9 protein-coding genes are annotated in these 14,820 nt (G+C 73.0%); 2 read left to right on the top strand and 7 right to left on the bottom strand.

Annotation, left to right across the window (positions count from 1 at the left end; translation table 11 throughout):
• Positions 1 to 114: 114 nt before the first annotated feature.
• Positions 115 to 888 (top strand): tyrosine-protein phosphatase, encoded by a 774-nt coding sequence (locus AB0O11_RS34785; protein WP_363395077.1) that lies wholly within the window; start codon positions 115 to 117, stop codon positions 886 to 888.
• A gap of 399 nt (positions 889 to 1,287) precedes the next feature.
• The gene (locus AB0O11_RS34790) at positions 1,288 to 2,025 is read left to right on the top strand and encodes a phosphotransferase (protein ID WP_363395080.1); all 738 of its coding nucleotides are present in this window, start codon (positions 1,288 to 1,290) and stop codon (positions 2,023 to 2,025) included.
• Positions 2,026 to 2,041: 16 nt separating this feature from the next.
• On the opposite strand, the gene AB0O11_RS34795 is transcribed toward AB0O11_RS34790, so the two are convergent.
• The 7 genes from AB0O11_RS34795 to AB0O11_RS34825 form a co-directional block, all read right to left on the bottom strand.
• Positions 2,042 to 2,866, bottom strand: a complete 825-nt coding sequence (locus tag AB0O11_RS34795) for a hypothetical protein (RefSeq protein WP_363395083.1) — start codon at positions 2,864 to 2,866, stop codon at positions 2,042 to 2,044.
• A gap of 31 nt (positions 2,867 to 2,897) precedes the next feature.
• Positions 2,898 to 4,577, bottom strand: a complete 1,680-nt coding sequence (locus AB0O11_RS34800) for an urease subunit alpha (RefSeq protein WP_363395086.1) — start codon at positions 4,575 to 4,577, stop codon at positions 2,898 to 2,900.
• On the bottom strand, positions 4,574 to 5,284 hold the full coding sequence (gene ureB, locus AB0O11_RS34805; RefSeq protein WP_363395089.1) for an urease subunit beta: 711 nt from the start codon (positions 5,282 to 5,284) through the stop codon (positions 4,574 to 4,576). Before ureB ends, AB0O11_RS34800 begins: the two co-directional genes overlap by 4 nt.
• A gap of 34 nt (positions 5,285 to 5,318) precedes the next feature.
• The gene (locus tag AB0O11_RS34810; protein ID WP_363395092.1) at positions 5,319 to 6,905 is read right to left on the bottom strand and encodes a hypothetical protein; all 1,587 of its coding nucleotides are present in this window, start codon (positions 6,903 to 6,905) and stop codon (positions 5,319 to 5,321) included.
• 71 nt (positions 6,906 to 6,976) lie between these two features.
• Entirely contained in the window at positions 6,977 to 7,906 is a 930-nt protein-coding gene (locus tag AB0O11_RS34815) for a phosphotransferase (RefSeq protein WP_363395095.1), read from the bottom strand.
• Positions 7,903 to 9,321 (bottom strand): condensation domain-containing protein, encoded by a 1,419-nt coding sequence (locus AB0O11_RS34820; protein WP_363395098.1) that lies wholly within the window; start codon positions 9,319 to 9,321, stop codon positions 7,903 to 7,905. The genes AB0O11_RS34815 and AB0O11_RS34820 overlap by 4 nt, the downstream gene beginning before the upstream one ends.
• Complete coding sequence (locus tag AB0O11_RS34825) at positions 9,318 to 14,816, bottom strand: amino acid adenylation domain-containing protein (RefSeq protein ID WP_363395101.1); 5,499 nt, start codon at positions 14,814 to 14,816, stop codon at positions 9,318 to 9,320. The genes AB0O11_RS34820 and AB0O11_RS34825 overlap by 4 nt, the downstream gene beginning before the upstream one ends.
• Positions 14,817 to 14,820 lie beyond the last annotated feature (4 nt).

Raw genomic sequence — 14,820 nt, forward strand, 5'->3', positions numbered from 1 at the left:
CATGCCGGGGGCATATTGAGGCCATCCAAGCGATGATTTCCAGTCGTTCTAAGGGTGTGGAGCTTTTTCTGCAATGGAGGAACGGAAGGGCGGCAAAGGCCCTATTCTTTTCTCATGACGAAGCCTGACGGCGAAACAAGGTCAGCAAGTCGCCTCGTGCCGGCACAGAGAAACCTGCCGGACGTACCGAACGTGCGCAACTTCCGGGACGCGGGAATTTCTCCTCTGCGGCCCGGGGTCCTGTACCGGTCCGGTTCCTTGAACCGGCTGACCGAAGTGGGGGCTGAGCGCCTGCGAGAGCTGGGCGTTCGCACGGTGATCGACCTGCGCAGCGGCGTCGAGAGCAATGTCTGGCCCGGGCAGATCCACGGGCTCGCCATCGAATGGGTTTCGATTCCGGCGCTGCCTGACCTGGATGCCCTGAAGGAAATGGGCTTCACCGACTTCTCGGGCTTCGACGGCAAGCCGTGGCCCGTGGATCCGGCTGCCCTGTACCCGTTCATGGCCGCCTACGCGGCTCCCGCAGTCGCGGCGCTGGTAGAGCGGCTGGCCGAGCCGGCCTCGCTGCCTGCGGTCGTGCAGTGCGCGGTGGGCAAAGACCGGACGGGCCTTGCGGTGGCGGTGATCCAGTTGTTGCTGGGCGCCCCGTGGGACCAGGTCGTCGGGGACTTCGTGCGGTCCAATGTCGAACTCGAGCTGACGGCCGGCCCGACGTCCTTCCTGGACGAGGCAGGGGGCACCCGCTACTCCCACCCGGTCAGCGAGGCTCTGCTGGCCTCCGCGATGGACACGATCCTGACCGCGCACGGCTCCATCCCCGCGTACCTGGCACCCCACGGGGTCACGGCAGCCGACCTGGACGCCCTTCGTTCCAATCTGCTCGCCTGATCAGACTCGCCCAGCTGCGCCCGCGGTCCTCGGGATCGCGGGCGCAGCGCACGTCCGGCCGCCGCGGGGCAGCGCGTCGATGCCTCGTCATCCGTTGGGGTGACGTTCGCTACGCGGCCCGCTGTGGGAGTGCCATGCCGCCGACATCCGCTGCCGACATCGCCCCAGGCCACGCCCGGTGTGCTTTGATCAATTACGCGGCCGGCGATCACCGAATGCGATCTTGGAAATGCCGAACTGTACACGCGGCGCGGCGAGTTGGTCACCCCGCGGACGTTGTGCGGGGCGACTCGTATAACATCGCTTGGGTCGCATGGCGAGCCCTGGTGTCCCAGCATGGAAATGTGCTGCTGATAGACCCATGGGCCGATTCGGGATCTAGGTATGGGAGCGGCTGCAATGGCTGATGCGCCTGGTGGTGCGATCACGCTTTCCGGCGGGCGGATGACCGACGGTGTCGTCCGGGTCGATGATTCCGTGCGCAGGCCGGCGTCGGATTCCTCGGAATTCGTCGCCGCTCTCCTGAAGGTTTTCGAGCAGCAGGAATTCGACGGCGCCCCGAAGTATCTCGGGCAGGCCGACGGAATGGATATTCTCAGCTTTCTCCCGGGTGAGGTTCCGGCGCGCTTCCAGGTTTGGGAGGACGACCAGGTGGCGGCGGCTGGTGCGCTGCTGCGGGCCATGCACGACGCGACGCGGGGCAGCGAGCTGGCCGGTCGCTCGCCGGTGGTGTGTCACCACGACGTCGGCCCGAACAACGCCGTCTTCGTCGATGGTCTGCCGACCGCGTGGATCGACTTCGACACTGCGGCCCCGGGCTCACCCCTGGAGGATTTCGGTTACGCCGCGTGGACCTGGTGCATCGCGTCCAAGTGCACCGTCCCGGTGGAGCGGCAGGCGGAGCAGGTGAAGATCCTCGCGGACGCCTACCGCCTCCAGGGGCCGGAGCGCGGTGCGGTGGTCGACGCCATCCTCGAGCGGCAGGCGCGCAACGCCCGGTTCTGGGCCGAGCTCATGGCCTCGCCCGACACCGCACCCGCCGAGCCCGACGTGCTGGCCTCGCGGATCGAGTGGAGCCGTCGGGAGTTCGCGTTCACCGCTGCGAACCGGTCGGTGTTCGAGGACGCGCTGGCCTGAGCCGGCCCTTCGTGCCTCAGGCGGTGGGCGGGGCCAGGACCGGCGCCGGGGGCAGCCCGAACATGGACCCGCTGGTCCGCGCCAGTGCCGCGACGTCCACGGCTTCGCCGTCTGCCGTGGTGTAGGGGGCCACGTTCCGGTCCAGTCGCGGGTTGACCAGGAAGAGCGTGGTGATGCGCCGCTCCAGCTGGTGGTTGCAGACCTGGTGGTAGAGCGGCGGGATCTGACCGGCGGTCATCTCGGTGAGCACGCTGCCGGGCATGACGAGCAGGCGGCCGTCTCCGACGGTCGCCTGCTTCATTTCCCCGTCGGTCTCAATCTCCAGTCCGGGGCCGTCGGAGGTGGCGAGGGTGACCAGGTGGCCGTCCTCGTGGCGGTCCTGGAGCAGGTCCCGCTCGGGGTCGCGGAGGTACCAGTTGATCTCCAGGTAGGACGAGGTACGGAACTGCAGGTCGTCGCGGTAGCCGTAGTGGTCGGCCAGGCTGGCCAGCACCTGGTCGGCGGCGTCGGCGGCGACCCGCCAGTACGCGCCCAGGGCCTTCAGGAACGGTGCGACGGTGCCGGCCTCGTGCCCGGGGACCTTGGCCGGGTCGTTCGCCCAGTAGGTGAACGAGCTGTTCATATCGGGCCGGTCGGGGTTGACGGAGTACTGCCGCCCGTAGGGCCGATAGCCGAAGTTGAAGTCGTCGCTGCCGTGCCGGAGCTTGGTCTCCTCGTCCTGGGTGAAGAACCACGCCGCCTGGACGCGCAGCTCTGCGAGGACCTCGGCGTCTGCGGCGGGCAGGGGGATCGTCGCGTGACCGCGGTTGAGGAGGTCGCGGGCCGGGCTGGTGAGGGACATACGGGTGCTCCTGGGTGTCTCGGGCCGGGGGTTACAGGAAGTAGAGCTGGCTGAGCGCGGTGGCCTGGGCGGGCGGGGAGCTGATGGGGTCGCCGTCGAGGGTGACCTGCCCGGTGCCCGCATCGACGCGGACGTCGCTGACCCGGTCGTTGCGGAGCATGTCGGCTAGGCCGATCGTGCGGGTGTCGCGGACGGCGACGCGACGGCGCCGGGTCGGCAGGGTGCCGGCGCCGCTGTCGTGAGCCGCGCGGCTGACGAAGGCGACGGACAGGTCGGCCGCGGTGGCGCCGTACGCGCCGACCTGCGGTCCGAGGACGAGGGGCTGGCTGGTCTCGGTGGAGGCGTTGGGGTCGCCGGTGACGCCCCAGGCGGGGTACCCGGCCTTGAGGACGAGCTGCGGCTTGGCGCCGAAGTAGGCGGGGTTCCACAGGACGATGTCGGCGAGCCGGCCGGGGGTGAGCGCCCCGATCTCGTGGGCCATCCCGTGGGCGATGGCCGGGTTGATGGTCAGCTTGGCGATGTAGCGCAGGACGCGTTCGTTGTCGTCGCCGCCGGGCTCGGGGTCGAGGCCGCGCATCTTGGCGGCGACGGCGAAGGTGCGGCGGACGGTCTCCCCGATGCGGCCCATGGCCTGGGAGTCCGAGGAGGTGATGGGGATGGCACCGAGGTCGTGCAGGACGTCCTCGGCGCCGAGCGTGCCGGTGCGGATCCGGTCGTGGGCCATCCGCCGGCAGTCGGGGTCGTCGGGGTCGAGCCGGTGGACGGTAGCGATCATGTGGAGGTGCTCGGCGGCGGTGTCGCGAGTGTAGGGCAGGCTCGGGTTGGTGGAGGAGCCGATGATGTTCGCCAACCCGGCCAGCTGCAGGACGTTCGGCGCGTGGCCGCCGCCGCAGCCCTCGACGTGGAAGGCGTGCAGGGTGCGACCGCCGATGACCGCGAGGGTGTCCTGGACGGACATGGCCTCGTTGAGGGTGTCGCTGTGCAGGGCGACCTGGACGTCGTGGTCGTCGGCGACGGTCAGGGCGGTGTCCAGGGCGCGGGCGTGGGCGCCCATGTCCTCGTGGACCTTGAATCCGGAGGCGCCGCCCTGTTCCAGGGCGCGCAGCAGCGGGCCGGGGTGGGAGGAGGAGCCGCGGGCCAGCATGGCGATGTTGACCGGGAAGGCGTCGAAGGCGCGCAGGGCGTGGCGCAGTTCGGCGGGGCTGGTGACGCCGCAGCCCCAGGTCGGGCCGAAGTTCTGGCTGACGATGGTGGTGACCCCGGCGGCGAGGGCTGCGCCCATGATGCCGGGGGAGCAGAGGTGGACGTGAGTGTCGACGATGCCGGGGGTGGCGATCAGGCCCTCGCCGGGGATGACGGTGGTGCCGGTGCCGGCGAGGACGTCGACGCCTTCCAGGGTGTCGGGGTTGCCGGCGCGGCCGACGGCGGCGATGCGGCCGTCCTTGATGCCGATGGATGCCTTGCGGATGCCGAGGACGGGGTCGACGAGCAGGACGTTGCTGACGATCAGGTCGCAGGTCCGGTCGGTGAGGCGGGCCTGGTAGTGGATGCCGTCGCGGCCGGTCTTGGCGTAGCCGGTCAGGAACTCCTCGCCCCGCCGCTGGGCGTCGGCTTCGACGCGCACGGTCAGCCCGGTGTCGGCCAGGCGGACGCGGTCGCCGGTGGTGGGGCCGTGCTGCTGCGCGTAGGTGAGGTGGCTGCTGCTGCTCACAGGTCGCCTTCCTGGTCGGTGGTGGAGCCGGTGTCGAGGTAGCCGGCGGCGTGGGCCCGGGTGAGCGCGGCCTCGCGGGCGCCAGGGGCGTCGAGGGGGCCGTCGACCAGGCCGGCGAAGCCGATGACGATGCGGTTGCCGCCGATCGGGGTCAGCTCCACCTCGTGGGTGGTGCCGGGCTCGAAGCGGGTGCTGGCGCCGACGGGCAGGGCGAGCCGGCGGCCGTAGGCGGCGCCGCGGTCGAACGCCAAGGCCCGGTTGGCCTCGAAGAAGTGGAAGTGCGAGGTGACGGTGACCGGCACGTCGCCGCTGTTGGTGACCTCGACCCGCACCGCATCGGCGTACTCGGGCGGCGGTTGATCGGCGGGCAGGACGGCACCGGGGGCCTGGGCCGGGTCGGCGGCCAGGCCGAGGGGGTGGGTGATGACGATCAGCTTGGAGCCGCCGATGAATACGGCCTCGACCTGGACTTCGGTCAGGATGCCCGGCACCTCGGGCATCACGTCTTCGGCAGTCAGGGCTGCGCGCCCGGCGGCGACCGCGTCCTCCAGCCGGGCCCCGTCGCGGGCGGCCTCACAGGCTGCGTGGGCGATGAGCGCGGTCGCCTCGGGCACGTTGAGTTTCACGCCACGTTGGCGGCGCTCGCGGGCCAGCAGGGCGGCCATGTACAGCCGCAGGCGGCCTTGCTCGGCGGGGGTCAGAAGCACGACATCTCCTTCCGGACACGGACGGGGTGGGGGGTCATTCGCCGATGACCACGCCGCACGCCTTGGCGTGGGAGCGGATCGCGGCGCGGGCCTGGGCGAGGTCGTCGAAGGACAGCTCGGGCATCAGCGCGAGGGCGTAGTCCCGCATCGCGTCCTCCGGCATCACCACGTCCTGGTCTGCCCAGCGGGCCGAGACCGCGGCGAGGGTAGCGTCGTCGGCGACCGTGAGGCCGAGCCTCGCAGCGGCCTGACGGGCGGCGTCGGGGGTGGTGAGGTAGGTGTAGTCGCGGGCCCCGGGCTGCGGGGAGAGCACCTCCACGTCGACCGCGGAGAACACCCCGTGCTTGCCGCCCTCGGTGATCAGGGTCAGGATCCGCTCGACGTTCTCGTCCAGCAGGGCGCGGGTCATGCCGATGTGGCCGACGACGAAGCCGGCACGGATCAGCATGCCGTGGTCGCGGGCGACGGTGATCGCCTCCGAGTTGAGCTCGTACAGCTTCTCGGCCTCCGCGAGGACGTTGCGGCGCCGCCCGCCTACCGGCTTGTTCATCGCGGCCAGCGACAGCGGGGCGCCGGCGTCCATGCCGATCATGATCTGGCGCACCCCGAGAGAGGTGAGCAGCGCGGTGCGGCGGGGGTCGGCGATGCCGTCGGCGCGGCCGTACCCGACCAGGAGGGGCCGCTGGTCCTCACCGAGGGCGGACCACCAGGCGGGCGCCTTGTCGACCATCCCGAAGAGCAGCTGGGCGAACGTCAGGGGCAGTTCGTCGGCGGTCAGGTAGTGGTAGTCGTAGCCGGCGTTCCAGGCCGCTTCGATGGCGGCCCAGGCCTTGGCGGGGGTGAGCTGGTTGCGCCACAACTGCCCGGGGTGGATGGAGCAGAACGAGCAGGCGTCGTCGGAGGCGAACTTCACGCAGCCGCGCCCGATATCGACCGGCACGCCGGCCGTCACCGTGCGCCCGAGCAGCTCGCGGATCCGCGGGGCGATCCGGTGACCGAACTGCCGGGTGTACAGCGGCGTCTGGGAGAAGGCCCGGTTCACCAGGGTGTAGTCGTAGCCGGAGAAGACCGGCTCGGCCCGCGGCGGGGTGGTGTGCACGAGGCCGTCGGCGCGGTAGACCAGGCCGGGGAACGCCGCCGGGTCGATCGGCGCCGCAGCACGCAGGGCGCCGATCAGATTGGTGAACGGGCGGACGACCTCGTTGCCGACGAAGCCGTAGTCCAGGCTGGGGGAGGCGTCCATGCACTCCAATGCCAGGGAGCTGAAGTGGTCGTTGCCCGCGATGGTGACGATGCGAACGTCGCTGTCCTTGGCGTGCTTGGCCAGCAGGACACCGGCCTCGTAGTTCGCGGTCAGCATGCCCAGGCAGAGCGCCAGGATCCGGTCGGCGTGGGCGGTGATGTAGTCGAGGACGTCGTCCAGGGGCGTGATCGTGCCGTCGATGTAGACCGGTGCCAGCGCCGGGTTCGTCGCCAGGGAGGAGACCAGCGACAGCGCGCCCAGGCACAGGAAGTCCGACCAGTCGGAGTGCTCCTCGGGGCGGGTGACGGTCAGCAGCCGGCCCTTGATGACGGTGTTGGAGTTCGGCGGGACGACAACCAGGACAAGATCACGAGGCATGGAAGTCTGCTCTCTGCAGGGTTCGGGGGCGCGCCCGGCGGGGCGCGCGGGTCACGGGTGGCGGGCCGGGCTTACGGCTGAAGCTGCGGCCAGCGGTCGGACAGGGAGTTGGCGAGGTGGTGCATGGCGGCGGCCGAGCGCCCGGCGGGCAGGCGCCGGTGTTCCTGTTGCCAGCGGTGGCGGCGCAGCGCGACGAGGACGGCCGCGTACAGGGCCGCGTCGCGCACCAGGCCACCGTCCAGCGCCTTTCCGCTGCCCTGCTGGTAGCCGGCCAGAAGACGGCGGGCGCGCCGCGGGGAGAATCCGCGGCGGCAGCACAGGCCGAGCAGCGCCATCCCCACGTCCAGGTGGGGCAGGTCCAGCGAGCCGTCCTCCCAGTCGAGGAACACCAGGCTCCGGCCGCCGCGGACGACGATGTTGTCCGGGAACAGGTCCCCATGGACCGGGACGAGGGGAGCGTCGTGCTCGGGAACGTGGCCGACGGCCTGCCAGGTGGAGCGCGCCCACCGGCCGAACGGCCCGTCGGGCAGCGAGGCCAGGGTGTCGGCGTCGGCGTCGTAAAGCCGCAGGTGCGGGCGCAGCGCACTGTCGAAGTCGGCCGCCGCGGTGCGGTGCACCCTCCCGAGGAGGAACCCGGCCTCGTGGACCAAGCGGGCCGGCAGCCGGGCGGGGCTGCGCCCGTCGACGAAGTCGCAGACGATGACCGGCCGGCCGTCGTGCCGGGTGACCCAGCCGCCGTCGCGCAGCGGCCGCAGCCGCGGTGCCGGGGCTTCGGCGAGTTCCAGGTGCCGCAGAAAGCGGGCGTACTCCTCGGCCTGCCCGAACGTCTTCTTGTTCAGCACGGTCACCACGACCGTGCCGGTGGCCGTCTGCGCCTTGAGGTGGGCGTTCTCCATGCCGCCCGGCAACGACCCTGCGTTTCGCAGCGTCAGGCCGTACGCGTCGAGCAGGCGGGCAGTGTCCTGCTCGGTGAGCGGCACGCCTGCTGGGGCGGTGCTCACCGGGCCCCCGGCGTCGCCCGGGGCAGGGTGGCGGTGATGTCGGCGACGAGGGTGTGGGGGTTGGTGACGGCGCGCAGCGCCTGGTCGAGGCCGGTGAGCGTGGCCCCGATGCCGGGCCTGGTGGCGGTGTCGGTGCGCCAGGTCAGCGTTCCGGCCAGGTGGCCGGCATGCTCGTCCAGGACCCAGCGCTGCTCGATGTTGGTCGGCGCGCGCCGGGGGCCGAGCCGCTCAAGGTCGATGTCCTGGCAGCGCAGACCGTCCAGGGTCAGCGAGGTGGTGCGCATCGTGTTGAGCGCGAGCGTCACCCGGTACAGCGGGCCCTGTCCGAGGGCGCCGGTGTCGCCCAGGTCCTGGTAGAGGTCCTGGATGGGCAGAGCCTGGTGCTCGATGGCCTCGGTGACGGCGGTGTTCGCCTCCGCCACCAGATCCCCGGCGGTCATCTGCGGGTCGACGTGCAGCCGGATCACGGCGGTGTTCACGAAGTAGCCGATCAGGTGCTCGGCTCCGGGCCGGGCCCGGTTCGAGATCATCATGCCGATCCGCACGTCCCGCTCGCCGCCGTGGTGGTGCAGGACCAGGGCGAGCGCGGCGAGGAACGGCCCGGCCACGCCGCCGCGCTGCGCGCTGGTGGCCGCGGTCTCGCGCAGGCCCCGGACGAGGTCGGCCGGCACGAGGACCGGCTCGACGTCCACCGGGCTCAAGCCGTCGATCGACGCCGCGGCCGGGCGACCGGGCAGCGGCGGGGCGAGTCGGCGGCGCCAGTAGGCGAGCTGACGCTGCTCCTCGGGGCCCCGTCGTTCGGCGCGCATCTGCCGACTGTGGGCGGCGAAGCTGCGGGTGATCGCGGGCAGGTCCGCGTCCTGCCCGGTGTGGGCGGCGTTGTAGAGCTCGGACAGGTCGCGGTAGAGGACGCTGATGGACCAGCCGTCGCTGACGGCGTGGTGGATCTGCAGCAGCAGGACGTGCCGCTCCTGGTCCAGGCGCAGCAGGTGGACGCGGAAGAGTGGGTCCTGGCGGGGGTCGACCAGGTGGGCCGGGGCGTGGCACAGCAGTTCCTCCACGGTGGGCAGGTCCTGGCCGGCGCCGGGGTGGAGCGCCTGGCAGCTCATCGGGCCGGGGGTGCGGTCGGTGACGAGCTGGACGGGGGTGCCGTCGGGCCGGCGGCGGAAGGTGGTGCGCAGCGCGGACTGCCTGGCGACCAGCGCGGTGACGGCGCGGCGGAGTGCGGCGGTGTCCAGGGGGCCGTCGATGCGGATGGCGGCGGTGTCGATCGGGCGCAGCCGGGTCGGCGTGCCGGGGGCGGGCCAGGAGCCGTCGGGCAGGGCGAACTCGGCGTCGAACAGGCGCTCCTGGCCGGGCGAGAGCGGCGCGCTGTCGGTGACGACGACCGGGAGCTTGGTGGCGGTGGTGGTCATGCGGGCTCTCCTCCGGTGGCGGGGTGGTCGGGGATGCCTCCGAGGAGGGTGTGCAGCAGGACGAGGCGTTCGCCGCCGGGCAGCAGCCAGCGGATCCGGTCGAAGTCGAGGCCGTGCACCGGGGCCAGAGCGAGGCCCGCATCGATGGCGGTGGTGCACAGCAGTTGGCCGATGTAGCCGGCGTTCAGCAGGGCGAGGGGCTCGGCGTCGGGCCCGTACAGCGGGGCGGAGTCGGCGGGGTCGGTCGCCAGGAAGATGCTGAACGCCGCGGTGCCCGCGAGGGGCCGGTTGGCCGGGCCGAGGTGGATGCCGGGGGCGAGGTCGACGTCCGGGGCATGCGGGGTGAGGTCGTGCGCGTCGGGGTGGTAGCCGTACAGGCCGCCGGGCAGGCCCTGGACGCGGCCGGGCCGCACGTGGAGGTGGACCTGGACCGCGTACAGGCCGCCCGCCGAGGGGTAAAGGAAGGCGGGCCGGCCGCCGGCCTCGGTGCGGCGCAGGCTGTCGAGCAAGTCGGCGAGCGCGTCCAGGGTGACCGGGAGGGGGTCGAAGGTGCGCGGGGTGCGGCGCCGCGCCCGGACGTCGAGGTTGCCGGGCGCCCGGTCGGGCAGGGTGCGGGTGGCGGGGGCCGGGCCGTGGGCGGGCCGGGCGGCGCGGAAGGCGGCCCGTTCGGCGGGGTCGGTCAGCTGCGGCCAGCCGGACCACACGCCCGGCGCGGCAGGCACCGGGGTATCGGTGGGCTCATCGGCCTGCTGGAGGAGGGTTCGCAGGGTCGGGGCGGCGTAGAAGTCCTTCAGGTCGGGGCGCCGGCCGGCGTGCTGCTCGACGGTGTTGGCGAGACGGATCACATCGACGGAGGTAATCCCGAAGGCGAGGAGGTCATCGTCCAGCCCGGGCCGGCCGGGCACGATCGCGGCCAGCGCCGCCCGCACCTCGTTCTCCAGGGCGGTGTCGTGGCGGGACGGCCCGGTGGCGGGCTGTGGTGCCTGGTGGTCGAGGTCGGCGGCGAGGCGCTCCAGCGCGCCGCGGTCGACCTTGCTGGTGGCGCTCAGCGGTAGCTCAGGCAGGACCGTGAGAGAGGCCGGGAGCATGTGGGCGGGCAGGCGGCGGGCGAGGTCGGCGCGCACCGCGTCCAGGGGCCGGGCGGTGACGGCGAAGGCGGCCAGGCGCCGGGCGGTGCGCTCCCCGGTGGCGACGACGGCGGCCTGCTCCACGCCGGGAACCGCGCGCAGCGCCGTCTCGACCTCGCGCAGCTCGACGCGGTAGCCGCGGATCTTGACCTGGGCGTCGCGGCGGCCGAGGAACTCCAGGGTTCCGTCGGGGCGCAGCCGGCCCCAGTCGCCGGTTCGGTACAGCCTGCGGCCGGTGCGGCCGTCGAAGACGAACGCGGCCTCGGTCAGCTCCGGGGCCCGCCAGTAGCCCAGCGCCGTGCCGTGGCCGCCGATGTACAGCTGGCCGGGGACGTGCACGGGGCACGGCAGCAGCTGCTCGTCGAGGACCTGGACGCTCTGCCCGGTCATCGCGGTGCCGTACGGGATGCTCGACCAGGCCGGGTCGACGTCGCCGATCTCGTGGAGGACCGACCAGATCGAGCCCTCGGTGGCGCCGCCGAGGCTGACGATCCGGCACTTCGGAGCGCGCTCGCGCAGCCGCCCGGGCAGGTCCAGGGGGATCCAGTCGCCGCTGAGCAGGCACACCCGCAGGCCCTCCAGCACCGCGTCACCGGCGGGCAGGGCGTCCAGGAACAGGTCCATCAGCACCGGCACGCTGTTCCACACGGTGACGTGCTCGGTGCGGGCCAGTGCCGTCCAGGCGGCGGGGTCCCGGCGCTGGTCGCGGGTGGGCACCACCACGGTGGCGCCGGCCGCGAGGGTGCCGAACAGGTCCCAGACGGCGAGGTCGAACGTGGCCGGGGACACCGCCAGCACCGCATCCGTCGCCCCGATGCCGAAGCGCTCGTTGACGTCGAGAATCGTGTTGAGCGCGCCCCGGTGGGAGATCATGACGCCCTTGGGACGGCCGGTGGACCCCGAGGTGTAGATCACGTACGCGAGGTCGTCCGGCGTGCGACCCCGCTGCGCCCGGCCCGCCGCCGTGTAGCTGGCGGTGGTGGGGTCGTCGGTGAGGAGGACGGTCAGGCCGGCGGGCAGGCGGGTGCGGGCCGACGTCTCCTGCTCGCTCACGACGACCGCGGTGCCGGTGGAGTCCAGGAGGTCATGGAGGCGCTCGGCGGGCCAGGCGGGGTCCAGGGGCACGTAGGCGTATCCGGCGAGCAGGACACCGAGAGCGGCGGCGGCCTGTTCGCGGCCGGGTCGGCACAGCACGGCGACGAGTTCGCTGGCGGGCTCGGCGGCGGTGATCCGGTCCGCGATCTGCCGGGCCGCGGCGGCGAGTTCGCCGTAGGTGGTGCGCTCGCCGTCGCAGACCATCGCGGTGCGCCCAGGGTGCCTCCCGGCCTGGTCGAAGAACGGCTCGTGCAGGAGCCGGTCACTGCCGAGTGGCGCGGCGAGCTCAGGCGCCGGGGCAGCGGCGCCCAGGCGGGGGCGCTCGGGGGCGGAGGGGTCGTCGATCAGGGTGCGCAGCTGGACCGCGTGGTCGTCGAGCATCGCCTGGACCAGACCGTCGGGCAGGCGGCCGTCGACGGTGTCGAAGTTGATCACGAGGTGACCGGCCGCCTGGTAGGTCTGGTAGTCGAGCAGGACCTGCGGAGTCTGGCCGATCCCGAAGCCGATGGTGCCGGGGAACGGGGTGGCTGGCTCGGCGCCGGGCACCTCGAGGTCGAGGGTGCTGGTGAACACGACGGGCGCGGAGGCCGCGGTCCGGTCGCGGGCCTGGCGCAGGTCCCGCAGGACCTCGACTCCGCTGTAGCGGGCGTGGTCGAGGTCGGCCCACAGCTGGCGCTGCAGCGCCCGCAGCCGGCCGGCGAACGTCGGCGCGCCCAAGTCGATGCCGGTCAGGACGGTGGAGGTGAAGTCGCCGACGATCAGGTTGATCTGCGGGTGGACGTCGGGCCGGTTGTAGACGGTGGTGTTGAGCAGGAAGACGCTGCTGTTGGTGAACCGTCCGAGCGTCTCGGCGAAGACGGCGAGCAGCAGCGCGGACAGGGTCGCACCGTGCGCGGCGGCAAGGCGGCGCAGCGCGGCGAGGTCGTCGGCGGGAAGGCGCAGCTGCAGCCGGGAGAACTGCGGCCCGCTGGCGGTGCCCGCGGGCTCGGGCAGGAACGGCAGCGCGGGCGACGCGGGAAGGGCAGGGAGCTTCGCCCGCCAGTAGGCGCGGTCGCGTTCGTAGCGCGCCCCGGCGGCCAGGGCGGGCAAGTGGGCCACGTAGTCGGCGAAGGTCACCTTCAGAGCGGGCAGCTCGGCGCCCGGGTCCTCGTAGAGGGTGCGGGCCTCGCGGTAGAGGATCTGCCAGCTCAGCGCGTCGCCGATGAGCAGGTCGAAGCTGAGGAACAGACGGGTGGCCCCGTCGGGCAGCAGGGCCGCCTCGATGGTGAACAGCGGCCAGGCGCCGGTGTCGCGGCGGGCGTGGGCCAGGCGCTCGCGTATCCGGGAGAGCTGCGCCTCGGGGTCGGCGTCGGTACGCAGGTCCGCGGTGCGGATCCGGTACGGCGGGACGTCGGCCAGGATTCGCTGGCGGCCGTCGGGGGTGGTGACGGCGCGCAGCATCGGGTGCCGGTCGATCAGGGCTCGCCACACGGCGGCCAGGCGTTCCAGGTCGACCTCGGGCAGGTCGGCCTCGGTGTAGAGGTGGGAGTCGACGCCGCCGAGGTCGAAGTCCGCGCTGCGCCCGGTCCAGTAGGCCTGCTGGATGCCCGTCAGCGCGAACGGCTTCCCGGCGTTGGCGGGCGCGGCGGGGGTGAGCGGGGGCAGCGGGTCGGGCGCGGTGGTGTCGGCGGTGAGGAGGTGGCGTACCCGGGTGGCCAGCGCCCTGGGGGTACCGGCGGTGAGGAGGTCGCCGAGGGTGAGGTCGACGCCGAGGGCGGTCCGCAGCCGGGTCGTGAGCCGCAGCGCCAGCAGTGAGTGTCCGCCCGCCGCGAGGAAGTCGTCGTCGGCACCTGCCGGCTGGCCGAGGACGTCGGCGAAGGCATCGGCCAGCACCCGCACCAGCGGGTCGCCGTCGTCGGCGGCCCGGCCGGACACCGGGTGGGCCGCCGGTGCGGGCGGGCGGGGCTGGAAGGGGACAAGGCCGCGGGCGGCCGTGACCAGGTCGGTGACCACGGCCGGCGTCCCACCGACGAGGCGGCGCAGCATCGTGTGCAGGGTGTCCAGCGCGGCGCGGGCGTCGTCGTCGCCGACGCGGGTGCGGTCGTTGACCAGGCGCAGCCGCAGCCCGTCGAAGGTCTCGACGACCAGGGCGAGCAGGTGGCGGGTGCGTCCGCCCTCGGACCGGATCCCGGCCGTCTCCAGCACCAGCCCGGCCCCCGAGGTGGAGCCGCCGGTGTGCGGGTAGTTGGCGATCGACACCACGCTGTCGTACAGGGCGCCGCCCGGTGCGAGGTCGGTCCAGGCGTACAGGTCCGCGGTGGAGCACAGGCTGTGCGCCTCCGCTCCGGTGAGCAGGTCCTGGATGCCGCTCACCCAGTCGGCGGCGTCCCCCACCGGGGCGGGCAGTCGGATCGGTACGGTCGTCGCGACGGGCCCGACCAGGTCGGCGACGCCGGGGAAGGCGACCGTGCGCCCGGAGACGGTGACCCCGATGGCGATGTCGTCGCGGCCGCGGTGCCGGGCGGCGACCAGGCCCCAGCAGGAGACCAGCACGGCCGCCGTCGTGGTGCCGTGCGTGCGGGCGAAGCTGTCCAGGGCCTCGGCGGTGGCGGCGTCCACGTCGAGCCGGTGCTGCCCGTACCGCTCCTGGCCCGGGGTGAGCGGGTGCTCGGCGGCCGCGGGCAGCACCTGGTAGCCGGCCAGGTGCCGAGCCCAGTACACCTGCGGCTGGCCGCGGTCCTGGGTGGCCAGCCAGCGGGCGTACGCGCCGAACCCCGCCCGCCCGGGCGGAACGTGGCCGGCGTAGCGCAGCAGGAGTTCGTGGACGAGGTCGAGGTGCGACCAGCCGTCCAGCACGCCGTGGTGGTGGGTCCACACCAGGTGGTGCCGGTCACCGTCGAGGTGCTGGACGGCCAGGCGCAGCAGCGGCGGCCGTGTCAGGTCGAACGGCTGGGCCCGCTCGGCGCGCAGCAGCTCTTCCAGGTCGGCCTGCCGGCGGGCGGTGCCGTGGCCGCGGCTGTCCACGACACGGATCGCGCTCTCGGCGTGGGTGAGGACGACTTGCTGCGGGTCGGCGGCCAGGTTCCAGGCGAGGCCGGTCCGCAGGATGTCGTGGCCGTCGATCATCCCGGCCAGGGCCTGCTCAAGGAGCGGCATCTCCAGCGGCCCGGTCAGGGGGAAGACGGCCTGCTCGACGAACAGGGCGTCGTCGGGGGCGGCGGTGAGCGTGCCGAGGAGGAAGCCCTGCTGCGTAGGGGTGGCGGGGTGGACTGCGGCGATCGTTCGGTCGGTCATGATC

Origin of the sequence: Kitasatospora sp. NPDC093102 (assembly GCF_040683915.1) — a bacterium.
GTDB lineage: Bacteria > Actinomycetota > Actinomycetes > Streptomycetales > Streptomycetaceae > Kitasatospora.

What these genes read in the sequence shown, in the direction of transcription:
- AB0O11_RS34825 (WP_363395101.1), bottom strand. Translation starts at nt 14,816, where the DNA reads ATGACCGACCGAACGATCGCCGCAGTCCACCCCGCCACCCCTACGCAG.
- AB0O11_RS34795 (WP_363395083.1), bottom strand. Translation starts at nt 2,866, where the DNA reads ATGTCCCTCACCAGCCCGGCCCGCGACCTCCTCAACCGCGGTCACGCG.
- AB0O11_RS34790 (WP_363395080.1), top strand. Translation starts at nt 1,288, where the DNA reads ATGGCTGATGCGCCTGGTGGTGCGATCACGCTTTCCGGCGGGCGGATG.
- AB0O11_RS34785 (WP_363395077.1), top strand. Translation starts at nt 115, where the DNA reads ATGACGAAGCCTGACGGCGAAACAAGGTCAGCAAGTCGCCTCGTGCCG.
- AB0O11_RS34810 (WP_363395092.1), bottom strand. Translation starts at nt 6,905, where the DNA reads ATGCCTCGTGATCTTGTCCTGGTTGTCGTCCCGCCGAACTCCAACACC.
- AB0O11_RS34820 (WP_363395098.1), bottom strand. Translation starts at nt 9,321, where the DNA reads ATGACCACCACCGCCACCAAGCTCCCGGTCGTCGTCACCGACAGCGCG.